At 70.7% G+C, this 21277-nt stretch carries 21 protein-coding genes; 8 read left to right on the top strand and 13 right to left on the bottom strand.

Annotation, left to right across the window (positions count from 1 at the left end; translation table 11 throughout):
* Positions 1-27: 27 nt before the first annotated feature.
* Positions 28-1935: a hypothetical protein gene (locus ACQP00_RS09930; RefSeq protein ID WP_433217530.1), complete on the top strand. Its 1908-nt coding sequence runs from the start codon at positions 28-30 to the stop codon at positions 1933-1935.
* On the opposite strand, the gene ACQP00_RS09925 is transcribed toward ACQP00_RS09930, so the two are convergent.
* On the bottom strand, positions 1932-2510 hold the full coding sequence (locus tag ACQP00_RS09925; protein WP_433217528.1) for a nucleotidyltransferase family protein: 579 nt from the start codon (positions 2508-2510) through the stop codon (positions 1932-1934). The two genes, ACQP00_RS09930 and ACQP00_RS09925, sit on opposite strands and share 4 nt — an antisense overlap.
* A gap of 39 nt (positions 2511-2549) precedes the next feature.
* On the opposite strand from ACQP00_RS09925, the gene ACQP00_RS09920 reads away from it, so the two are divergent.
* Positions 2550-3047 (top strand): NUDIX domain-containing protein, encoded by a 498-nt coding sequence (locus ACQP00_RS09920; protein WP_433217526.1) that lies wholly within the window; start codon positions 2550-2552, stop codon positions 3045-3047.
* Here the strand turns inward: ACQP00_RS09920 and ACQP00_RS09915 are convergent.
* From ACQP00_RS09915 to ACQP00_RS09885, 7 genes are all read right to left on the bottom strand, one after another.
* Positions 3029-4714, bottom strand: coding sequence for a bifunctional 3'-5' exonuclease/DNA polymerase (locus tag ACQP00_RS09915; RefSeq protein WP_433217524.1), 1686 nt, complete (start codon positions 4712-4714; stop codon positions 3029-3031). The two genes, ACQP00_RS09920 and ACQP00_RS09915, sit on opposite strands and share 19 nt — an antisense overlap.
* 64 nt (positions 4715-4778) lie before the next feature.
* Positions 4779-5585, bottom strand: coding sequence for a carbohydrate ABC transporter permease (locus ACQP00_RS09910; protein ID WP_433223792.1), 807 nt, complete (start codon positions 5583-5585; stop codon positions 4779-4781).
* Positions 5586-5742: 157 nt separating this feature from the next.
* Positions 5743-6684 carry a carbohydrate ABC transporter permease gene (locus ACQP00_RS09905; RefSeq protein ID WP_433217522.1) on the bottom strand — a complete coding sequence of 314 codons (942 nt, stop codon included), beginning with the start codon at positions 6682-6684 and terminating at the stop codon, positions 5743-5745.
* A gap of 31 nt (positions 6685-6715) precedes the next feature.
* Positions 6716-8119 carry an N-acetylglucosamine/diacetylchitobiose ABC transporter substrate-binding protein gene (gene ngcE, locus ACQP00_RS09900; protein ID WP_433217520.1) on the bottom strand — a complete coding sequence of 468 codons (1404 nt, stop codon included), beginning with the start codon at positions 8117-8119 and terminating at the stop codon, positions 6716-6718.
* Between the two features lie 22 nt (positions 8120-8141).
* Positions 8142-8894, bottom strand: coding sequence for a sugar isomerase domain-containing protein (locus ACQP00_RS09895; protein WP_433066420.1), 753 nt, complete (start codon positions 8892-8894; stop codon positions 8142-8144).
* 38 nt (positions 8895-8932) lie between these two features.
* Positions 8933-9940: a MurR/RpiR family transcriptional regulator gene (locus ACQP00_RS09890; RefSeq protein ID WP_433217518.1), complete on the bottom strand. Its 1008-nt coding sequence runs from the start codon at positions 9938-9940 to the stop codon at positions 8933-8935.
* 317 nt (positions 9941-10257) lie between these two features.
* Positions 10258-11532, bottom strand: a complete 1275-nt coding sequence (locus ACQP00_RS09885; RefSeq protein WP_433217516.1) for an aspartate aminotransferase family protein — start codon at positions 11530-11532, stop codon at positions 10258-10260.
* Between the two features lie 46 nt (positions 11533-11578).
* Here ACQP00_RS09885 and ACQP00_RS09880 point away from each other — a divergent pair, with 46 nt between their 5' ends.
* Positions 11579-12598, top strand: coding sequence for a coiled-coil domain-containing protein (locus tag ACQP00_RS09880; RefSeq protein ID WP_433217514.1), 1020 nt, complete (start codon positions 11579-11581; stop codon positions 12596-12598).
* A gap of 8 nt (positions 12599-12606) precedes the next feature.
* Here the strand turns inward: ACQP00_RS09880 and ACQP00_RS09875 are convergent, their stop codons facing one another.
* Positions 12607-12933 carry an LPXTG cell wall anchor domain-containing protein gene (locus ACQP00_RS09875; protein WP_433217512.1) on the bottom strand — a complete coding sequence of 109 codons (327 nt, stop codon included), beginning with the start codon at positions 12931-12933 and terminating at the stop codon, positions 12607-12609.
* Between the two features lie 184 nt (positions 12934-13117).
* Between ACQP00_RS09875 and ACQP00_RS09870 the strand changes: the two genes are divergently transcribed.
* From ACQP00_RS09870 to ACQP00_RS09855, 4 genes are all read left to right on the top strand, one after another.
* Entirely contained in the window at positions 13118-14821 is a 1704-nt protein-coding gene (locus ACQP00_RS09870) for a GH25 family lysozyme (protein ID WP_433217510.1), read from the top strand.
* A 43-nt stretch (positions 14822-14864) separates the two neighbouring features.
* Positions 14865-15386: an NUDIX domain-containing protein gene (locus ACQP00_RS09865; protein ID WP_433217508.1), complete on the top strand. Its 522-nt coding sequence runs from the start codon at positions 14865-14867 to the stop codon at positions 15384-15386.
* Between the two features lie 249 nt (positions 15387-15635).
* Positions 15636-16124: a hypothetical protein gene (locus tag ACQP00_RS09860; protein WP_433217506.1), complete on the top strand. Its 489-nt coding sequence runs from the start codon at positions 15636-15638 to the stop codon at positions 16122-16124.
* A 150-nt stretch (positions 16125-16274) separates the two neighbouring features.
* Entirely contained in the window at positions 16275-16736 is a 462-nt protein-coding gene (locus ACQP00_RS09855) for a hypothetical protein (protein ID WP_433217505.1), read from the top strand.
* Between the two features lie 87 nt (positions 16737-16823).
* On the opposite strand, the gene ACQP00_RS09850 is transcribed toward ACQP00_RS09855, so the two are convergent.
* The 3 genes from ACQP00_RS09850 to ACQP00_RS09840 form a co-directional block, all read right to left on the bottom strand.
* Positions 16824-17468 (bottom strand): response regulator, encoded by a 645-nt coding sequence (locus ACQP00_RS09850; protein ID WP_433217503.1) that lies wholly within the window; start codon positions 17466-17468, stop codon positions 16824-16826.
* Positions 17469-17903: 435 nt separating this feature from the next.
* Positions 17904-18725, bottom strand: a complete 822-nt coding sequence (locus tag ACQP00_RS09845; protein WP_433217501.1) for a hypothetical protein — start codon at positions 18723-18725, stop codon at positions 17904-17906.
* 74 nt (positions 18726-18799) lie between these two features.
* Entirely contained in the window at positions 18800-19150 is a 351-nt protein-coding gene (locus tag ACQP00_RS09840; protein WP_433217499.1) for a hypothetical protein, read from the bottom strand.
* A 90-nt stretch (positions 19151-19240) separates the two neighbouring features.
* Here ACQP00_RS09840 and ACQP00_RS09835 point away from each other — a divergent pair, with 90 nt between their 5' ends.
* The gene (locus ACQP00_RS09835) at positions 19241-20080 is read left to right on the top strand and encodes a hypothetical protein (RefSeq protein WP_433217497.1); all 840 of its coding nucleotides are present in this window, start codon (positions 19241-19243) and stop codon (positions 20078-20080) included.
* A gap of 111 nt (positions 20081-20191) precedes the next feature.
* On the opposite strand, the gene ACQP00_RS09830 is transcribed toward ACQP00_RS09835, so the two are convergent.
* A complete protein-coding gene (locus ACQP00_RS09830) occupies positions 20192-20932 on the bottom strand; it encodes an LPXTG cell wall anchor domain-containing protein (RefSeq protein ID WP_433217495.1) in 741 nt (246 codons plus the stop codon).
* Positions 20933-21277: the final 345 nt, after the last annotated feature.

Genomic DNA, 21277 nt, shown 5'->3' with positions numbered 1-21277 from the left:
CAGCGCCCCGCGTGGTTCCGCCGGCAGGTGGCCAACGGCGCGCTGGAGGACTGCCTGGCGGCCACGGTGCTCGTCCGGCTGGCCGTCAGTGTCGCCGACGACGGCGTGGCCGCGGCGCTGGAGCGGCACCGGGACGGGATCGCGACGGAGGCCCGGCGGATGGACGGTGAGCAGGCGGGGCGGGCCGCGCGGCACGTGCCCGGCCTCACGGGGCTGCCCGCGCGCCCGGGGGTCATCCTGCGCGACATCGAGCGGCACGTCGAGCGGCACCTGCCGGGGCGCGCGCGGGACGAGACGTTCGTGCGCACCGCGATCGCCAATGCCGGGGCGTACGGGCGGCTGGCCCACGACAACGCTTACAGCCTGCTGCGCGAGATGATCGAGGTGCCCGACGCGCCCGGCCGCGGGGACGCGATCGCGTGGGCCGCGCAGCCGATGGAGCGGTGGCGCCCGACGCCCGAGCGGGCGCGGTGGGAGCAGCCGCCGCTGTTCGAGCTGGAGCCGGGGCCGGAGCGCGTCGGGAACATGGTCTGGCTCGCGGAGCTCGGCGACGCGCTCGCCCAGCTGTACTGGTGCGCGCCGGCCACCGTGGAGTACGGGCGGATCCCTGATGTTTCCTGGAACCTGGCCGATGACGAGGCCTCGCCGCTCGCCCCGCGCTGGGACTCGATCGCGCTGGTCGCCGCGGGCACTGCCCAGCTCGCGGGGCTGGCCGGGCCGCGTCCGGGCGTCGCCAGGGCGAGGACCTGGCCGGAGCTGATCGCGGCGCTGCAGGCCGGCGCGGCCGTCACCGAGGCGCTCACCGGCGCGTTCCCGGTGCCGGAGGGCGTGCTGGCCACGGACGGCACGACGCTGCCGGGCGGGGACGAGGTCATCGAGATCGCGCGTACGCCGCGGCAGACCGTCGCGTGGGGCACGTTCATGGGCAACTGCATCGGCGGCTCGTGGTACACCGACAGCGCCCTCGACGGGAAGGCCTTCCTGGTCGCCCTGCGCGCCCCCGGCGGGCGCATCCTGGCCAACGTCGACATCCGCCCGAGCGCGCGCGGCTGGCGCATCGACGAGCTGCGCGGGCGGTTCAACCAGGACCCGGAGCCGGAGCTGGCGGCGCGGGTGCGGGCCTGGGTGGCCGCGCTGGCCCCGCCGCCGGCCCGCCCGGACGAGGTCCGCGAGCCGCGCGCCGGTCGGGTCCACCGGCGCCCGCGCACCCCGGCGGCGCGCATCACCCGGGAGCACGGCCCGGCGCTCGGCGAGCTGGCGGCCGCGGCGGTGCTGGAGCCCGGTACCGAGGCCGCCGTCGCCGTGCTCGGGCGACTCCTGGACACCCCGGAGATGACGGCGCTGCGCCGGGTCTCGCCGGCCGGGCTGACCCGGGCCGTGGTCGCGGCGCTCGACGACGGCCGGCTCACCGCGGGCGAGGCCTGGCGGGCGGGCGGCGCGCGGCCGATGAGCGCCGCCCTCGCCGGGTACGGCCACCCCGACCTGGCCCCGCTCGCGCTGGACGAGCCGCTGCCGGGCTCGCTGCGGACCGTGGCCCGGGCACCCGGGATCGCCGAGGCGCGCACGACGGAGCTGGTCGCCCGACGGGTCCGGCGGGCGCTGGGCACCCTGCTGCGCACGGACGCACCGGCGCTGACCGCGCGGCGGCCGGACGGGCTCGACGAACCCATGCTGTGCGCGTGCACCCTGGCGGTGACCACGTGGGCCGGGCCGGGCGTGCCGGTGGCGGAGCCACGCCGGGTCACCGTGCCGGGCTTCCCGGTCACCCGGCTCAACGAGGGGCCCTGGGAGGCGGCCTGGCCGGACGCGGCCGAGCTCGGCGCCGACCGCGAGACGTTCTGGGAGCACGTCGCCGCGCACGGCCTGCTGGTCCCGGCTGGCTGGCTGGGGCCGTCAGGCTGGCCGGGCCTGTGGAACCAGGCCCACCGGAACTAAGCCTCCGGCGGGAAATCCAAATCTGCGTCGTCGGCGATGTCCTCGCACGGCACGCCCTGCACCAGGTCGGCGTGGGCGACCAGGTAGGCCCGCGCCCCGACGTCGGCGGTCGCCAGCGTCGTCACGCCGGCCCAGTGGTCGCGCCCGAGGATCACGGGATGCCCGCGTTTTCCCTTGTACGTCGCGGTCAGCAGCGCCCCCGGCCCGTCCGGCGCGGCCGCGAGCAACCGCGCCACGGCGTCCGCGCCGATGCCGGGCGTATCGACGAGCAGCACGGCCACGGCCGGGGCGTCGGTCTCGGCCAGCGCGGCCAGCCCGACCCGCAGCGACGAACCCATCCCGCTCTTCCAGGTCGGGTTGTCCACCAGCGTGACGTCCCCGAGCGTGGCCTCGTCGCGGACGCGGCCGGACTCGGCGCCGAGGACCACCCAGATGCGTGTGCAGCCGCCGTCGCGAAGGGTGGCGACGGCGCGCTCGACCAGCAGGCGGCCGTCCTCGTGGCGCACGAGGGCCTTGGGTCCGCCGTACCGGCGGCCACCACCTGCGGCGAGTACGAGACCGGCAATCGCGCTCACCCGCGTCAGATTAGTACCCGCTCGGTAGGCTGCATGCTCATGGCCCTCCATGATCACTGTTCGTACTGCGGCGCCGCCTATGCGCAAGGGGCGCCCTGGCCGCGGGTCTGCGAAGTATGCGGCGAGACCACCTGGCGCAACCCGTTGCCGGTGGCGGTGACGCTGCTGCCGGTCGACACCGACGAGGGGCGGGGCATCGTGGTGGTGCGCCGCGACATCGAGCCCCGCCGCGGCGAGCTGGCCCTGCCGGGCGGCTTCATCGAGGTAGGCGAGACGTGGCAGGAGGCGGCCGTCCGCGAGCTGCGCGAGGAGACCACCATTGTCGCCGACGCGGCCGACGTGCGCCTCTTCGACGTGCACAGCGTGACGAGCGGGAATTTGATCGTTTTCGGGGTACTGCCGCCGCGTCCTTTTGTGGAGATCCCCGAATCGACCCGGACCGAGGAATCGCTCGGCTTCGAGATCGCGCTCGGCCCGCAGGAGCTGTGCTTCCCGACCCACACCGACATGCTCGCCGCCTACTTCGCGTCGAAGTAGCGCTCCACGATCGACACGTCCAGCGGGAACCGGACCTCGGTGTCGCCGAAGAGCAGCCGCCGGGCCTCGTCGCCGGCGGCGTGCACGGCGGCCGCGACCGCCTCCGCCTCGTCCTGCGGGCAGTGCACCATGACCTCGTCGTGCTGGAAGAACACCAGCTCGGCGCGGCGGCCGGCGAGCGCGGCGCGCAGCCGGGCCAGCAGCACCAGGGCCCACTCGGCGGCGGTGCCCTGGATGACGAAGTTGCGGGTGAACCGGCCGCGGGCCCGGCCCCTGGCGCCGCCGCGCGACTCGACCTCGGCGCCGGGCTCGTCGAAGCCCTCCCGCCAGGTCACGGACGAGGGCGGGCAGGTGCGCCCGAGCCAGGTGCGCACCAGTCCCCCGGCCTCGCCGGTGCGCGCGGCCTCCTCGACCAGGTCCCAGGCGTCGGGGTAGAAGCGGCGCAGCGCGGCGAGGGCGGGCGCGGCGTTGCCGCCGGTCTGGCCGTACATCGCGCCGAGCAGCGCCACCTTCGCCCGCGCCCGGTCGCCGCCGAACGCCTCGGTCGCCAGGGCCGCGTAGAGGTCCCCGGCCGCACCCGCGCGGGCCAGCCGCCGATCGCCGGAGACGGCGGCGAGCACCCGGGGTTCGAGCTGCCCGGCGTCGGCCACCACGAACGTCCAGCCGGGGTCGGCCACCACGGCCCGGCGCACCACCTTGGGGATCTGCAGGGCGCCGCCGCCGCGGGTGGCCCAGCGGCCGGAGACGACGCCGCCGGGGATGTACTCCGCGCGGAAACGCCCGCCCTCGACCCACTGGTCCAGCCAGCTCCAGCCGTGCGCGGTCCAGAGCCGGTACAGCTCCTTGTACTCCAGCAGGATCGGCACGGCCGGGTGCTCGACGTGCTCCAGCTCCCACTTGCGGGTGCTGCGCAGCATGATGCCGACCCGGGCGAACGCGCGCAGCAGCTCAGCCGGCGACTCGGGGTGCACCCGCTGGCCGAGGGCCTCGTTGAGCCGGGCGCCGAGCTCGGCCAGGCGCACGGGCGGGCCGCCGACCGGCGAGGGGGCGCCGAGCTGTTCGCGCAGCAGGGCGTCGTGGACGTCGGCGCGCCAGGGCAGGCCGGCCAGGCCCATCTCGACGGCGACCAGGGCCCCCGCGGACTCGGCGGCGATCAGCGTGCGCATCCCGCCGGCCCGTGGCGCGAGGGGGTGGGCGGACTCGAGCTCCGGCAGCGCTTCCACCCGCCGCCGTTGGGCGAGAAAGACTTTCAGAAGAGCATCCGACGGTACCGTCGCCGCATCGAACGCGTCGAAGAGTGAGTCCTGCGACAGGCCGGGCGGCTCGGCGGCCCGCGCCGGCGGGTCGGGCGGCACCGGGCGACCCTCGAGCCGGGCCAGGGCCGCGGGGAGCATGCGGGGCTGGCCCCAGGCGCCCTCCGCGCCGAGCAGCAGGGCCTCGGCGAGCTCGAGATCGTGGCAGCGCTCGACCCGGACGCCGGCGCGCGCGAGGCGCGGGTAGAGCTCGGCGGTGGACGCCCAGAGCCAGCGGGGGCGATCGCGTGACTCGACTCGAGCGACCGCCCCCGCCAGGTCCTGGACGTGCTGCTCCTCGCCGGTGGGCGTGCCGTCGTCGGCCAGCGGCCGCAGGAGGCCGCCGGCGCCGGAGGGCGAGACCGCGATGAGCATGAAGGCATTACATCGCACGGCCCCGGTACTTCTCGTGGAAGCGCCGGGGCCGCGCGGGTCCTTGTTACTTCGAGATGCCGCTGGTGAGGCCGGCCTGCACCTGCCGCTGGAAGGCGATGTAGACGACGAGCACGGGCAGCATGGCCATGGTCAGACCGGCGAACAGGCCGGACCAGTCCGACTTGTACCCCTGGTTGACCGACAGCCCGATCAGGCCCTGGGCCAGCACCTGGTGCACGTTGCCGGCGCCGCTGGTGTCCTGCATGAGCACCGTCGGCAGGTACCACTGGTTCCACTGGCCGAGCACGTTGAAGATGCCGATGCTGATCAGGCCGGGCTTGGCCATCGGCAGCATCACGCGGAAGAACAGCGTGCTGTGCGACGCGCCGTCCACCAGCGCCGCCTCGGCGACCGAGGTCGGCAGCGTGCGGAAGAACGAGTGCATGAAGAAGATCGTGAACGACAGCGACCAGGCGACGTACACCAGGATCAGCATGAACCGGGAGTTCAGGCCGAGCAGCGGGAACGTGACGCCGGTGTTGTAGACGCCCTTGAACAGCGGCACGATCGCGAGGTACACCGGCAGCGTCAGGCCCGACAGGAACAGGAAGTAGATCGCCCGGTTGCCGGGGAACTCGTAGCGGGCCAGCACGTAGGCGGCCATCGAGCCCAGCAGCATCGTGAGGATCACGCCGCCGCCGACGACCACGACCGTGTTGCCGAAGAACGAGCCCAGACCGCCGTTGGTCCACGCGCGGGAGAAGTTGTCCCAGTGCAGCCCGTGCGGGTTGAGGGACAGCGGCTCCTTGATGATGTACTTGTCGTCCTTGAACGACGAGATGATCACCCAGAGGATCGGGTAGACCACCATCAGGGCCCAGACGACCAGGAACAGGTGGGAGAAGCCGCCGAACACCCGGTCGCCGAGCTTGAGCGGTTCCGATTGGGCCTTCGGTACCGCGCGGTGGCCGTTGCTGCCGCCGCCGGCGGGGGCCGTCCGCCTGTCGTTCACCACCGTGTCAGCCATGTCAGAACTCGATTCGTTCGCGGCGGGTGATCCGCAACTGGAGGGCGGCGATCAGCATCGTGAAGATCGCGAGTGCGACACCGAGGGCGCACGCGTATCCGAACTGGCCGCGGTTGAAGGCGGTGAACTGAATCACCGAGGCGAAGATCTCGGACGCGTGGTTGGGGCCGCCCTGGCTGGGGGTCATGACGTAGACCAGGGCGAACATGTCCAGCGCGGTGATGCCCAGGTAGACCCAGGCGACCGAGATGTTGTCGCGCAGCAGGGGCAGCGTGATCCGCACGAAGGTGCTGACGCGGCCGGCGCCGTCGAGCAGCGCCGCCTCGTAGATGTCCTTCGGGATGCCCTGCATGGCGGCGGAGAACAGGACCATGTAGAAGCCGACGCCGCTCCAGACCGCGATGAGCAGCAGCCACCAGAGCACCGCGGGGATGCCCAGGAACGGCTCCGGGTCGGCCACGAAGAGGTTGGGGTGTTCGGGGTCGATGATCCCGGCCTTCATGAGCAGGCCGTTGAGCAGGCCCTGGTTGTCGGTGCGGTAGATCGCCTGCCACATGACGGCGATCAGGACCAGGGAGAGCACCTGCGGGAAGAAGAAGATGACCTTGTAGACGCTGGACCCGAACACACCCCGGATGCCGGCCTTGTCTCCGCGCCCGCCCACATTGAGCAGGAACGCGAAGAACAAGGCCAGCGCGATCGTGAACAGCGGCACGGTGACGAGGAAGAACACGTTGTGCCAGAAGGCCTTGTGCACCAGCTCGTCCTTGAACAGCTTGACGTAGTTGTCCACGCCAACGAAGTTCTGCTTGTCCGAGTAGCCGCCCCAGTCGGTGAACGAGTACCCCACCGCCTGGGCGAACGGCCACACCACGTAGAACGCGAAGAGCAGTACCGGAAGGGCGAGGAAGCCCGTCACGAACCGCGCTTTACCGTGCCGCATGATCAGTCACTACCTAACCGGGAAACGGGTGTCAGTTCTTGCGGGTCTGCTTCTTGATGCTGTCGTCCTTCGCGATCTTGTCCGCGACGGCCTGCATCTTGGTGACGAAGCCGGCGGCGTCGACGCGGCCCGCCATCAGGTCCTCGGACAGGTTCTCGCTCTCCTTGCCGTAGTCGGCGTAGAAGTCCGGGAACCGGAACGAGATCAGGTCGGCGGGGGCGCTCTTCATGAGGGTGTTGGCGCTGGCCAGCGCCGGGTCGTCGACCTTGTCACCCGAGCCCTTGACGGACGCGAGGGACTTGGTGAGCGACGCGAACGCGCCGGCACCCTCGGTGGACAGCATCGCGCGCAGGTACTCCTTCGCGCCAGCCGCGTTCTCGGCCTTGGCCGGAACGACCCAGTCCTCACCGGCACCGGCGTAGACCGCACCGGCCGCCTTCGGGCTGGCCACGTCCCAGTAGTTCGAGAGCGTCAGCTTGAAGTCCGGCGGCAGGGTCTTCGCCATCTCGTTCTTGTACCAGGTGCCGACCTGGATGAACGCGGCCTTGCGGTCGAGGTGCGCCTGCTGCGACTGGGTGTGGTTGAGGCCCTGGCTGCCGGCGAGGATCAGGCCGTCCTTGACCATCTTCTCGATGTTCTGCAGGCCCTCGAGGATGCCCGCGGCCTTCCAGGCGTCCGGCTTGAGGTTGTCGATGTCGACCACGGCCTGCTTGCCGGCCGCGTTCCAGACCGTCGCCATGATGTGCCAGCGCGGGTAGTAGCCGTGCACGCCGTCGTAGACGAACGGCGCGATACCGGCCGCCTTGATCTTCGGGGCCAGGGTGAAGAAGTCGGCCCAGGTCTTCGGGGCGGTCCAGCTGTTCTTCTCGAACAGCGCGGCGTCGTACCACATGCCCCACACGGTGTAGGCGTACTTCAGCGTGTAGAACTTGTCGTTGAAGGTGCCGTCGTTGATCGTGCCCGGCAGGAGCGAGTCACGGATCTTGCCGGTGCCGTCCCAGTTCGGGGCGTCGAGCAGGTCGTCGAGCGGCTGGATCGCGTTCTCGCTGATCAGCGTCGCGGTGTCCATGATGTCGGCGCCGGAGTTGTTGATCAGGTCGCTCGGGGAGGTCGCCATCTTCGGCTGCTCCTGCGTCTTGATCTTCTGGGTGGCGCTCTGGTTCACCGTGACGTTGGCGTGCTTCGCGTTGAAGATCGTCACGTCCTTCTTCGCGTAGTCGGTGCCCAGACCACCGTCGAAGACGACGACCTTGACGGTGCTGCCGTCCTTGACGCCGAACGGGTTGTCGGCCGACTTGGTTCCGGTGTCGCTGCCGCCCTTGTCGTCGGTGCTGGAACCGGCGCAAGCGCTGAGCAGACCGGCGGCCGGCGTGGCGAGCAGGCCCGCAGCAGCCGCGCGCCGCAGGACGGTACGACGAGTCAGTTCATTGGACATTTGGGGGTCTCCTCGGTTCGGGTCAGGCGGTTCGCCGGACACGTCCGGCGTACCGCGACTCGAGGGTGTGGTTGTGCTCGTCCCCGCCGGGGACGTTTGCGGACAGGTAGACGGGAGCCACCTCACCCGCGGCCTCGATGCGTCGCACGACCTCGGCGACCACCAGCTGCGCGATGAGCGCGTTGGTGACCGAAGAGACCGGGCAGACCGCGCCGCCGCTATCCAGCGACAGCAGTGCGTCGCCGTACGGCGCGCCGTTGTCCAGCACGACGTCGGCAATGTCGGCGAGCCGCTGGCCCGAAGGGTGCCTGGGGGACACCCGGACGGTGTGCTCGACCGATGTGATGGCGATCAACTTGTGCCCGCGCTGCTTGATCAGCAGCGCCATCTCGACGATCCCCCCGTTGATCCCCGACTGTGAGGCCATCACGAACACGTCCTCGGGACGCGGCGCGGCGATCTCGTAGAGCTTGGCGGCGATACCAGGATCGCGTTCGAGCTTCTCGTTCTCGAGGATCTTCGGGTCCTCGCCGCCGTAGACGACGAGGTCCCGAAGGAGGATCTTGTTCGTCGGCACGAGCCCCCCGGCGCGGCCGGCGAAATCCACCGCCACCGCCTCGGAGTGCCCGGTGCCGAACGCCTGAAGGAGGCCGCCGGCCCGCAGCGCCACGGCGATGTGGTCCGCCGCCTGGCTGAGGTTGTCGGCCTGGGTAAGGGCGATCCGGTCGATGACCGACTGGATCGCCGAGACGTAACCGTGAGCGGTGACGGCCATCCCGTCGCCCTTTCTCGCGCGAGCGTCCTGGAGAGTGGTCACGACGCTTCCTTTCCGGAGGCCGACCGATGGCCGGCGACCGCCTGGGCCGTGACGGAGAACGCTGCGTGGGCGCGCTCGTGGGTGCGCTGGGCGACCGCGATGTACAGCAGGTCGAGCACCACGAGCTGCGGGTGCCGGGCCGAGAGGGCGTCCGGCCGGAAGGTTGTCGCCTGCGTCGCGGTGAGCAGGACGATGTCGGCGACCTCGGCCAGCGGCGAGCGCGGGAAGCTGGTCAGCGCGATCGTCGTCGCGCCCCGGCTGCTCGCCTCGGCGATCATCTCGATCGTCTCGCGGGTCTGCCCGCTGTGCGAGACGCCGAGGGCCACGTCGCCGGACTTGAGCAGCGCCGCGCTGGCCAGGCCGTTGTGCACGTCGGTCCAGGCCCAGGCGGCAATGCCGATGCGGTGCAGGCAGAACTGCATCTCCCCGCCGACCAGCGCGCTGCCGCTCGCGCCGTAGATGTCGACGCGGTCGGCGCGGGCGATGGCCTCGGCGGCCCGCTCGACCTCGGAGAGGTCCAGCAGCGAGGCGGTGTCGTGCATCGCCTGCGTGTCGGCCGCCATGATCTGGCCCAGCACCCGCTCCAGCGGGTCGGTCGGCTGGATCTCGCGGCCGATGTCCATCGTCCAGCCGCCGGTGCGCGCGGCCCGGCCGGTCTCGCCGGCGATGGCCAGCCGCAGGTCGGCGTAGCCGACGAAGCCCAGCGCCCGGCAGAAGCGGGTCACGGTGGCGGGCGAGGTGCCGCTGCGCTCGGCGAGCTCGACGATGGTCGAGCGGGCCGCGGCGGCGGGGTCGGCCAGGATGAGCTCGGCCACGCGCTGCAGGGCGCCGGTGAGCTCGGGCAGCCCGGCGCGGACCCGGACCAGGACGCTCTCGCCGCTGCCGGCGAGGGCGAGCCCGTCACCCGAGGAAGCCGCCGGGGCCGGGGAGACCGGGACGGATGCCAGCGTCGAGGCACTGACGGCGGCCGGCGCCACCGTCGTGGTTTCCTCGCGAGACACCATCCTGCTCCCTTTCAGCAAGGTTCCTTAACTGTTAGTGGTAAAAGTTCTTACTGAGCCCCCCTTCTTGTCAAGGAGTTGGGCGAAGTTTTCAAACTGTTACCTGCGAAGTGGATCTTAAGGGGGCCTAAAAGCGCAGGTCAGAGCCGATTTGGCAGCGCAGTTTCCGGTCCCACCAGCAGATCATCCGGGAACGCTCCCACGGCGACTTCACCCCGAATCCTGCCCGATTTGTTACGCGGGACCGGTCGGCGATTTGTCCATTTTTGGCAGGCAAAAGGCCGAACCAGACCCCTTGGGACGGTTCGGCCTTCGCGTTATCAGCCGGAAATACGCGCGTGTTCTTCCAGAGCGTTGGTCAGAATTTCCAAACCCTCCCGGGCGTCGTCCTCGGTGAGGTTGAGCGGGGGTCCCATCCGGATCGTCGTGCCGTACAGGCCGCCCTTGCCGACCAGCAGCCCGTCCCGCCGGCACGACTCGAACACCGCGACCGTCGCCGCCGCGCTGGTCAGCTCGATGCCGATCATGAGCCCCTTGCCGCGCACCTCGGCCACGATCGGGCTGTCCACCTTGCGCAGCCCGTCGAGCAGGATCGCGCCCGTGCGCGCCGCGTTGGCCTGCAGGTCGTGGTCGACGATGTAGTCCAGCACCGCGTTGCCGGCCGCCGTGGAGATCGGGTTGCCGCCGAACGTCGAGAACGAGATGCCCTGCACCGACTCCAGCACCTCGGCCCGCCCGACCACGCCGGCCAGGGCGAAGCCGTTGCCGATGCCCTTGGCGAAGGTCAGCAGGTCGGGCGTGATCCCGTGCGCCTGGTAGCCCCAGAAGTGCTCGCCGGTGCGGCCCCAGCCGGTCTGCACCTCGTCGGAGATCAGCAGGATGCCGTGCTCGTCGAGGACCCGCTGCCACACGGCCATCAGCTTGTCGGGGCCGTGGGTGAACCCGCCGACACCCTGGATCGGCTCGGCGATCAGGCACGCGACCGGGCCGGCCGTCGTCGTGGCGAGCACCTCGCGGAGGTCCTCCTCGGCCGCCTCCAGATACCGCTCGTCGCTCATCCCCCGGAACAGCCCGCGCAGCCGATCCCCGGAGTGCAGATAGCTCACGTTGTACGGGCTGTAGGCCGAAGCCGACCACGCACGGTTTCCGGTGACGGCGATCGTCGCGGCGGTCCGGCCGTGATAGCTGTTGCGCACGGCCAGGATGCTGTTGCTGCCCCGCGTGTTGGTCGCCACCTGCAGCGCGGCCTCGTTCGCCTCGGTGCCGGAGTTGGTGAAGAACACCCGCGCGTCCGGGATGCCCGACAGCCTGGCGATCTTCTCCGCCAGCTCGACCTGGTGCCGGATGAGGTACAGCGTCGAGGTGTGCACGATCCCGGTGCGCAGCTGCCGCTCGACCGCCTCGCGCACCTCCGGCAGGTCGTAACCCAGCGAGTTCGTCAGCACCCCGCCGAAGAAATCGAGGTACGTTTTTCCGTTACTGTCCGTGACCCGGGAACCCTTACCGGTGACAAGTTCGAGGGGCTCGTCGTAGTACACGGGCATCCAGGCGGGCATGACCTGCCGATGCCGGTTGAGTAGGTCGTCCATGCGCATATTCTCGCGCTGGCGTTTTCAGGTCGCTTCGATATGCTGTGCCGCGATGTTGACGGCACCGAGAAGGGTCCTCACGCTCCTGGTCACCGTGCTCCTCCTGGTGACCACGTTCGGTGACGCCGCTTCGGCCGAGCCGACCCCCGGCGCGGACGAGGACGGCGGCCAGAACCTCACTGTGCGTCAGGCCCTGGACAAGGCCACCGCGGAGTACAACGACGCGAAGGGCCGGCTGGACAAGTCCGTGGCCGACCAGGCCGCGATCGGCGACCAGATGGCCAAGGCCCAGACCCGCCTCGGCGAGCTGCAGGCCTCGGCGGGCGCGATCGCCAACGCCGCCTACCGCGGCAACCGGGTCAGCCTCACGAACGTGATCCTGGGCGCCGACGACCCCGACGACATGCTGCACAACATGGTCACGGTCGAGTACATGCTGCAGCAGGAGAACAAGCAGCTGCGCGAGATCGCCGAGACCCAGCGCCAGCTGGAGCAGCAGCGCAAGGACATCGACGCGGCGGTGGCCAACCAGCAGGCCCAGCTGAAGATCATGGAGACCAACAAGAAGACCGCCGAGGACGCCCTGCGCAAGGCCGGCGGCGGCGCGGACGTCAGCTCCGGCGCCCCCTCGGGCGGCAAGGTCACCACGAACGCGGTCGCCCGCAACTCCGACGGCTCGTACCCGAAGGAGTCCTGCTCCGGCGACGACCCGACGACCACGGGCTGCCAGTCCCCGCGCACCACGAACATGTACAACGAGGCGCGCAAGGCCGGCTTCACCCACTACACGTCGTGCTACCGAAGCGGCGGCGGTGGCGACCACCCGCTCGGAAAAGCCTGTGACTTCTCGGCCAATGCGTCGACCTTCGTCAATGCCAGAGCCACCGGCGCGGACAAGACCTACGGCGACAATCTGGCCGCCTGGGCCCTGGCCAACGCGAAGAATCTCGGCATCAAGTACGTGATCTGGTACAAGCGGATCTGGCAACCGAGCAGCGGCTGGAAGTCCTACGGCGGGGACGGTACCCCCGCCGGAGACCACTACAACCACGTGCACATTTCCATGCAGTAATTCGGCCGTCACTCCGCGCTGAATCGTGCGCGGCGGCGGCTGCGAATGGCGACGAGCAGGAACACGCCCGCGGCCACGGCGGCCAATCCGACGATCGCGTAGAGCGTGATGTTCGAACCGGTCCTCGGCAGCGGGCCGCTCGCGCCCGGGGTCGCCGCCGGGCCGGCCGAGGTGGTCGCGTCGATCGGGGTGAGGCCGCCGCCGGTGCCGCCGGTCCGGCTCGCGGACGGCTTGACGCTCGCCGACGGGCGCGGGCTGGTGTCGACGGCCACCGTCACGGCCGCCGCGTTGTTGTCCTGGTTCTCGTCCAGCGTCGAGAAGTACGGGTCAATCATGGTTTGCCGACCTGCCAGTAGTCGCTGACCGAAACCGGCGAAATGCCACCGGCCGTGAGAAACCGGCCCGCGAAACCGACCGGGTTGCCGGGGTTGACCGGTCGGCGGGTCCCCGCCGCATGATCCCGTTGCGTATGGTGTGTCCCGTCATCGATCGGCCATCACCATTACGGGGTCTCAATACATGTCGGTGTACAAATCTTTTGGTCCGGGGCAGTTTCGGCATCGCAAGCCCGGGCCGCGGTTTCCCACCTCGAAGCGGGCCCGGGTCACGGTCCGGGCGCTCGCCGTCCTGACCGGCCTGGCGGTGCTCGTCGGCGTGGGAGCGGCGCAGGCCGGCACGGCGGACGATCCGGGCGGGCACGCGCAGGCCGGGCTGCCGCCGGGCGCGTCGAAGGGCTCGGTCAGCGCGCAGGCGATCGGCGGGCCCGACGGGTTCCCGATCCTCGGCATCGACGTGTCGAGCAACGACCATCGGGTCTTCCCCAACATCGACTGGGGCGCGGTCGCGACGTCCGGCATGAGCTTCGCCTACGTGAAGGCGACCGAGGGCCGCTCGTACGTCAACCCGTACTTCTCGGGTGACTTCAACGCCTCGAAGAACGTAGGCCTGCTGACGGGCGCGTACGCGTTCGCGCGGCCGGACCAGCGGGACCCGGTCGGCGAGGCGAACTTCTTCGTCGACCACATCGAGTGGCGCAACGACGCGCGGACGCTCGTGCCGTTCATCGACCTCGAGTGGCCGTACGCGTCGCTGAAGCTGCCGAACTGCTGGAACCTGACGCCGGCCGAGATGGTCGCCTACATCCACGCGTTCTCGGACCAGATCAGGAAGCGCATCGGCCGCGACCCGATGATCTACACGGCGGCGAGCTGGTGGAGCGAGTGCACCGGCAACGACGCCTCGTTCTCGAACAACCCGCTCGACCTGGCGTACTGGAAGGCCCAGGCGCCGACCGCGCTTCCCGCGTCGTGGACGAAGTACGCCATCTGGCAGTACGCCGGCGGCAACAACAGCCAGCAGGGCAACTATGACAAGAACGCGTTCAACGGCGACTACGCGGCGCTGACCCAGCTGGCCGGCGACCTGCCCGCGATCGGCGACCCGTTCGAGCTGCGCGCGGGCGCGAACAACCGCTACGTGACGGCGGACGGCGGCGGTGGCAAGCCGCTGATCGCCAACCGGGACGCGGTCGGGGCGTGGGAGCAGTACGACCTGGTGGATCTCGGCGGCGACGAGGTCGGGCTGCGGTCGCACTCCAACGGCCGGTACGTCTCGGCCGACGCCGCGGGCAACGGCGCGCTGATCGCCAACCGGCCCGCCGTCGGGGCCTGGGAGCGCTTCAAGGTCGTCGAGAACGAGGACGGCACGATCAGCCTCAAGGCGAGCATCAACGGCCGCTACGTGACCGCGGACGCCGGTGGCGGCAAGCCGCTGATCGCCAACCGCACCGAGATCGGCGCCTGGGAGAAGTTCACCAAGGTTCCGGTACCGACCGTCGCCTCCTTCCGCGCCGGCGCGAACAACAGCCTGGTCTCGGCGGCGGCGGGCGGCAAGAGCCCGCTGATCGCCAACCGCGGCCAGATCGGCTCGTGGGAGCAGTTCGACATCGTCGACCTGGGCCACGGCGAGGTGGCGTTCCGCTCCCACGCCAACGGCGCCTACGTGACGGCGGACGCGGCCGGCGACGGCCCGCTGATCGCCAACCGCACGGCGGTCGGGGCCTGGGAACGGTTCACGATCGTGCAGAACAAGGACGACAACACGATCAGCATCATCGCGAGCATCAACGGCAAGTACGTCACGGCCGACGACGGCGGCAACCGCCCGCTCATCGCCAACCGCGACGAGGCCAGCGCGTGGGAGCGGTTCTCACTGCTCGACTGAAGCGGTACCTCGGCGAGGAGTCCTCGTGGCCTATCCTGCGGGAGTGACCATCGATGAGGATCTCCTCGCCGAGGGCGAGCCGGAACGGGAGTTCACGCCCGGCTTCTCCGCGCAGATGGCCCGCAAGGCGGTCGGCGGAGCCCTGCTCCTGCGTGATCCCCGCGACCGCCTGGTGTTCGTGGAACCGATCTACAAGCCGACCCTGGAGATTCCGGGTGGCGTCGCCGAGGAGAACGAGTCGCCGCTCGCGGCGTGCCGGCGTGAGGTACAAGAGGAGCTAGGTCTTGATCTTCCGATCGGCCGGCTCCTCGTCGTCGACTGGACCCCGGCCCACGGCATCTGGAGTGACGGCCTGACCTTCATCTTCGACGGCGGCGTGCTGCCCGCCGACGAGCTGGACCGGCTGCGGCCGGGCGACGCCGAGCTGCGGGCCGTCCTGCCGATGCCGCTGGACGAGGCCGAGCCCCGCCTGAAGCCCTCGCTGGCCAGGCGCCTGCGCGTCGCGGTGGCCGCGGCGCGGTCCGGCGAGGGCCCGATCCACACCGAGTTCGGCCGGCCGCTGTGACCAGGAACGACGCCCGACTCCAGCGCGCGTCCGGCGTCGCACGGCCGGACTCCTCGGGTTTCGCCTACCGGGCTCGGCGGTACCTCGATCGGGTTAGACAAGTTTGAGCGCGCGCGAACCAGTTCGTCGATGGTCGAAGCATCAGACGTTTCCTAGGATGTCCGTTATAGCGGTTTGGTGGGCATTCTTCTTCGTGAGCGGAAAGTTGAGATGCGGGCAGAGACCGGGTCGAGGGTGAAAGTGGTCGGGTTGCTGGAGGCAATGGGCATGGCCCTGCCGGAGGCGACGGGCCGGGGTCAGGGGCTCAGCCCGTCGGTCACCGACACCCGGCTCCCGGTCGGCTACGACGACGACGAGTTCGACGACGAGTTCTTCGACGAGCTCCTCGACGAGTCCCCGGCCGAATCCCCTGCCGAATCCCCTGCCGATCACGGGCACTTCGACGCTCCCGACGCCCCGGCGCCGGGTCGCGCCGTCGGCTCCGCGGTGGTCGAGCAGCGGCGGCCCACTGCGGGCAACATGGGCATGTGGGCATCGGCCCGCACCGAACCGTACGTGCTGCATCAGCTCGGCTGGGGCCGCAACACCCGGGTCCGCACGTACGGTGGCGCGTATTACCGCAGCGAGCATGCGTACGCGACCGCCCGGGACGAGTCGCGCCCGGTGCATGAACAACGGGCGCGGTCCAATTTCGAGGCCATCGGGTATCGCGGCCGGCATCGGCGGCTCGCGCACTGAGATCGCGGGCTCTCAGGCCCTCTTGACGCACACCTCGGCGAAGTCTCCGCCGAGCATTTCCGGACCGGATTCCGCATCCGGAACCGATGATTCTTCGGGCGTGCGCTTTTCCGCTCGTTCCTGACTTTCTGTTTCAGCTCGGAGGAACATATGTACGGCGATGACGCGTGCGCGGGAATCGCGCCGGGTGGCACCACGGTTGCGCCGCTCCGGCCGGTTACGCTGCTCGTCCGAAAGCCCAAGAAGGCCATCCGGCAGGACGCGGCTTTCGCACCGCCCCGGCCGCGGCAGCCGGACTCGCGCAATGTTGAAAAGGCAGTCTTTTCGAGCGTCGCGGCGCCAATTCCCTTGGTTCCGCGACCGACCATCGCGCGACCGACCATCGCGCGACCGACCATCGCGCGGCCTCGGGCGGCCCCCGGTGCAATGGCCTGGCCGGAGGCGGATCTCACCGACGTGTTCTGGCGACCGCCGGGGCGGCATCGGGCGCTGGAGCTGCCGGCCGTACAACCCGGCGGGTGGCATCGATGGCCCTGGTCCATCGGCATCGACGCGGTCGCCGCCATGCTCGGGCTGTCCGCGCTGTTGATGCTGGTCGACGTCCTGCTCTGACGGCACGCGGAAGGCCGGCGGACCTCGGTCCGCCGGCCTTTTCGTGCGTCGGGCTTGTCGTGGTGCTCGCTGGTCAGCTCGGCGGGGTCAGCCGAAGTGGTCGCCGGTCTGGTGGGTGTCGTGCTGCAGCAGGCCCAGGCGCAGCGCGACCATGAGGGCCTGCGTCCGGTTGGCCGCGCCGAGCTTCTCCACCAACCGTGCGACGAGCTGCTTCGCGGTGGAGTGTGACACGTACAGATGCCGGGCGATGCCGGCCACGCTCAGCCCGTCGGCGAGCAGCCCCAGGACGAGCCGCTCCGGCTCCGTCAGCTGCGGGCCCTTCGGCGCGAGCCGGCGCTTCATGGCCTCGGCCAGATCGGCGGCGGTAAAGCTGGTGGGTGCACTCGCGGCGTACCGGACGACGTTGATGACCTCCGCGACCGGCGCCGCTTTCGGCACGAACGCGCTCGCGCCGGCCTCCATCGCGGCGAAGAGCACGTCGTCGTCACCCCACGTGCTCAGCACGACGATCCCGATGCCGGGAAGCGCCTCGCGCAGGGCCCCGGCGGCGTCCAGCCCCGAGCCGTCCGACAGCTGCACATCCATGATCACCACGTCCGGCCGCAGCATCACGGCCAGGCGAATCCCGTCGGCGACGCCGCTGGCCTCGCCCACCACGTCGAACTGACCGGTCCGCTCGAAGGCGTGCCGCAGGCCGCGGCGGATGAGATCGTGATCGTCGACCAGCAGCACGCTGATCCGGCTGCGCCGGCGGGGCCGCGGACCGGACGAGGAGGGCGTACGCCGAGGCTCGGCGGGCGGGACCGGCTCGGCGGTGCGCTTGCTCCGGTTGGGCTTCGGCTTGGACCGCGGTAAGTGGGGGTCAGCTGGCTCCGCGGCGCTCAGCACCGCCTGATTCCCAGAGTGATCGGGCCGGGGCCTCATATGTGTTGCTCCGCTCTTCCAGTCGGACGGCTCGGCGGTTGCCCCCGAAGCCGCCGCGGACGTACCGGATGTCGTTGCCCGCCAGTAAGGACCGGGAAACGTGACAGACCGAGCCCGCCGACACGGGCCCGGTCTGTCGATTCGCCGAAGAAACCGGCATTGTGCTCGGCGAATCTTTGCCGCGAGGGGGGATCTCGCGGACCTCACGGGCGGTGCCGGGTCACGAAACACCGCCCGTTCGGGTTAATCCGCTTCGAACGCGACGCGCCGGCGGCGCATCCGCAGGAGGGCCGCTCCGAAGAGGATCAGCAGGACGCCGGCCGCACCGAAGCGGACGGTGTTGGTTCCGGTCACCGCCAGCGCGGCGGCGGCCGGATGGGCGGTGCTCGGATCCAGCGCGGTCGCGGTCGCGGCCTGGCCGGTGACGCCTTGGTCTACGGCGTCGACTCCGTAGTCGAAGCCGTCACCGTCGGCAGCGGCGCCGTAACCGTCACCTGCGGCGCCGCCGTCACCGTAACCGTCGTCGGCGGCGTCACCGTAACCGTCGTCGTCGGCGGCGGTACCGGTGTCGTCGGCCGCATAACCGTCACCGTCGGCGTCATCGGCGGCGTAACCGTCACCGTCGTCGGCGGCGTAACCGTCACCGTCGGCGGCACCGCTGGTGCTCTGGCCGTGGGGGTCGATCGCCCGGCGGGCGCCGGGGTCGTCGCAGTCGCCGGGTCGTTTCCACCGGTGCGCGGTTCGTTCCTCCTTCCCGTCGCGGTCCTGGAGCGCGACCTGCACGACCAGGGGATTCCCGCCGGCCGCGGCCGCGACGGTGCGCTGCGACCGCTGGCCGGGCGCGACCACGACGACGTCCTCGTTGACGGTGTAGACGACATTGCCGCTGTCGTGTTCGTTGGACAGCGTCACGTCGACGCCGCCGTCGCACCGGTCGTCGTAGCCGACGGTGGAACCGCCCGAGGTGGGGGCGGCCGCGGCCGGCGAGAGCGACGCGACGATCGGCGCCAGGCCCAGAGCCAGCGCGACGCCACACCATCCCGCGCGGCGATAAACCGAGTTCATATGTCCTCGTCCGGGTTGTCGGGACCGCTGCGGCCGACGGTGACGAAGCCGGTCACCGTCGGCCGCACCGGCGCTCAGTAGCCGGCGGCGGCAGCCGCGTAGTGGCTGTTCGACGAGCCGTGCCCGTTGGACGAGCCGTGCCCGTTGGACGAGCCGTGCCCGTTCGACGAGCCGTGCCCGTTGGACGAACCGTGCCCGTTCGACGAACCGTGCCCGTTCGACGAGCCGTTGCGGTGGCTCGCACGGTGGGCCGCGGGACGCGCGCGGTGGCGGCCGCTGTAGTCCACCGCCTGGAGCGCGTAGATATTGCCCTTCCCGACCTTCAGGCAGGCCGAGTCGTCCCAGTCGCCGTGCCACTCGCCGAAGTGCCCGGCCGCCTCACAGGCGCTGCGGCCCTGGAAGAGCGCGACCGTGTACGTACGCACCTGCGCGCCGGCGCTGCGGGCCCGCCAGTCGACCTGCCGGAACCGGACGTCGCGCAGGTCGCGGCCGTTGTTGTGGCCCCGGGCATCCTGGTGCCCGCGGCCGTCGTTGTGGCCCCGGCCGTTGCTGTTGCCGCGGCCGTCGCGGTCACCGCGACCGTCGCGGTCACCGCGCCCGTCGTGATCACCCCGGCCATCGCTGTTGCCGCGCCCGTCGTGATCACCCCGGCCATCGCTGTTGCCGCGCCCGTCGTGATCACCCCGGCCATCGCTGTTGCCGCGCCCGTCGTGATCACCCCGGCCATCGCTGTTGCCGCGCCCGTCGTGATCACCCCGGCCATCGCTGTTGCCGCGCCCGTCGTGATCACCCCGGCCATCGCTGTTGCCGCGCCCGTCGTGATCACCCCGGCCATCGCTGTTGCCGCGCCCGTCGTGATCGCCCCGGCCGCCGCCGTTGTTGAAGTGGTTCTCGGGCTGGTTGGCGACCGTGGGGCCTGTGGCGTCGGCATGGGTGGTGTTCGCCGAGGCCGCCGTGGCCGTGAGGCCCAGGGACGCGCCGGCGACCAGGCCCATACCGACAAGCGTCATAGTCCGGCGGGTATTGCTGTTCATTCGGTTCGAGTCCTCTCAATGTGTGTTGCGGACTCGAAAAATCTAACGCAACAAATCGGTCATCGTGGGCGATTCCGCTCGTCAATTCGTCCTGTCTACATGCGCTCCAATTCAAGATCGAAAGTCATTCCGGTGTACCCCCATCGAGTGGCAGTACAGATTTCGAATGCGTTTTCCGGACATCCGCAGAACGACCACGATTCGCCGGCCGCCGGTATCGATCAGCGCTGCGTGCGTAATGCGCAATTCGCGGCGAGCGGCACAATGCCATCCTTTCACATTTCGGCGCCCGATCCGGTGAACAACACAAATGCGCCGTAACCACCGGGTGGTCGGCCCGAAAAAGGACTCGCGCGGCCGGCGTGAAGCCGACCGCGCGAGCAGCGAAGGTAATGAGGGGTCCCGAGCCGACCGCATCGGCGCGGGATCAGGTCAACTGGCGTCGAACCGGATTCGCCGCCGACGGATCAGAACGAGCGCGAGGCCGCCGGCCACGAGGGTCACGCCGAGGGATGCCAGGCCGATGACGTCCGCCCCAGTGACCGGCAGTCCAGCCGCCGCCGAGTCCGGCTCGGTCGCCGCCGCCGAGTCCGCCCGGGCGACGTCGTCGGCGGACATGGCGGTGCCGAGACCGTCCGAGGCGGGGCCGACGGCGCCGGCGACGCCGGTGATCGCGGCAGCCGTACCGTCCGCAGCGCCATAGCCGGCGTCCGCCGCAGCGTCGTGGCCGGCGTCCGCCGCAGCGTCGTGGCCGGCGTCCGCCGCAGCGTCGTGGCCGGCGTCCGCGTCGTCGGCGGCTTCGCAGGTCTTCGGCCGGGACCAGTCGTGCAAGGTCTTCGCCACGGCGTCGTCCCGGTCGTGGACCTCGACGTTGACGACGAGGTCCCCATCGCCGGCCGGGGCGGGCACGTGCTCCACGTGCCGCTGACCCGGGCCCACCACAATCACGGCTTCGTTGATGGTGAAGACCAGGTTCCGGCCGCTGAAGGGGTTCGGTGCCTCGACGTCCGTGCCGCCGTCGCAACGGTCGATGAAGCGGATCGCGACTTCCTGGCCGGCGACCCCTTCGGCGCTCGCGACGGCCGGGGCGAGGACGCCGGCGAGAACGGCGGCGGTGCAGGCGGACAGGGTGAGGTACTGCGGGATGCGAATCACGGTGAACGGGTTCCTCAATCTCGAAGAGAACGTGCCGGAGGGAGACCGGCCGGGGATACTCGCCGCGCGGGAAGACCGCCACGGGCAACCCAGCGCGCGGGAAGACCGCTTCGGGCCAAACCCACCGCGCAGGGAGTTCGCTTCGGGCCAAACCCACCGCGCAGGGAGTTCGCTTCGGGCCAAACCCACCACGTGGGGAGTTCGCCGCGGGGCGGGCTCGCCGCGCCGGAACCACTACGGTGCAGAACTCGCTGCGAGGGAGACCGCCGCCGGCAACGCGCCGCGCCGGGAACTCGCCGTGCACGAAGCCGCCGCGCACGAGGTCATTGAGCAGGAGGCGTCGTGCAGGAGGCGTCGCGCGGG

Origin of the sequence: Dactylosporangium sp. CS-047395, from assembly GCF_050942185.1 — a bacterium.
Taxonomy (GTDB): domain Bacteria; phylum Actinomycetota; class Actinomycetes; order Mycobacteriales; family Micromonosporaceae; genus Dactylosporangium.
The sequence above is the reverse complement of the archived record's forward strand: the minus strand, read 5'-3'. Positions and strand labels throughout refer to the sequence as shown.

Bases quoted from the DNA above. Each gene is read 5' to 3' on its own strand.
- ACQP00_RS09845 (WP_433217501.1), bottom strand. From the start codon at position 18,725: ATGAACTCGGTTTATCGCCGCGCGGGATGGTGTGGCGTCGCGCTGGCT.
- ACQP00_RS09890 (WP_433217518.1), bottom strand. From the start codon at position 9,940: ATGGTGTCTCGCGAGGAAACCACGACGGTGGCGCCGGCCGCCGTCAGT.
- ACQP00_RS09885 (WP_433217516.1), bottom strand. From the start codon at position 11,532: ATGCGCATGGACGACCTACTCAACCGGCATCGGCAGGTCATGCCCGCC.
- ACQP00_RS09880 (WP_433217514.1), top strand. From the start codon at position 11,579: ATGTTGACGGCACCGAGAAGGGTCCTCACGCTCCTGGTCACCGTGCTC.
- ACQP00_RS09875 (WP_433217512.1), bottom strand. From the start codon at position 12,933: ATGATTGACCCGTACTTCTCGACGCTGGACGAGAACCAGGACAACAAC.
- ACQP00_RS09920 (WP_433217526.1), top strand. From the start codon at position 2,550: ATGGCCCTCCATGATCACTGTTCGTACTGCGGCGCCGCCTATGCGCAA.
- ACQP00_RS09905 (WP_433217522.1), bottom strand. From the start codon at position 6,684: ATGCGGCACGGTAAAGCGCGGTTCGTGACGGGCTTCCTCGCCCTTCCG.
- ACQP00_RS09895 (WP_433066420.1), bottom strand. From the start codon at position 8,894: ATGGCCGTCACCGCTCACGGTTACGTCTCGGCGATCCAGTCGGTCATC.
- ngcE (WP_433217520.1), bottom strand. From the start codon at position 8,119: ATGTCCAATGAACTGACTCGTCGTACCGTCCTGCGGCGCGCGGCTGCT.
- ACQP00_RS09915 (WP_433217524.1), bottom strand. From the start codon at position 4,714: ATGCTCATCGCGGTCTCGCCCTCCGGCGCCGGCGGCCTCCTGCGGCCG.
- ACQP00_RS09870 (WP_433217510.1), top strand. From the start codon at position 13,118: ATGTCGGTGTACAAATCTTTTGGTCCGGGGCAGTTTCGGCATCGCAAG.
- ACQP00_RS09855 (WP_433217505.1), top strand. From the start codon at position 16,275: ATGTACGGCGATGACGCGTGCGCGGGAATCGCGCCGGGTGGCACCACG.
- ACQP00_RS09910 (WP_433223792.1), bottom strand. From the start codon at position 5,585: ATGGTGGTCTACCCGATCCTCTGGGTGATCATCTCGTCGTTCAAGGAC.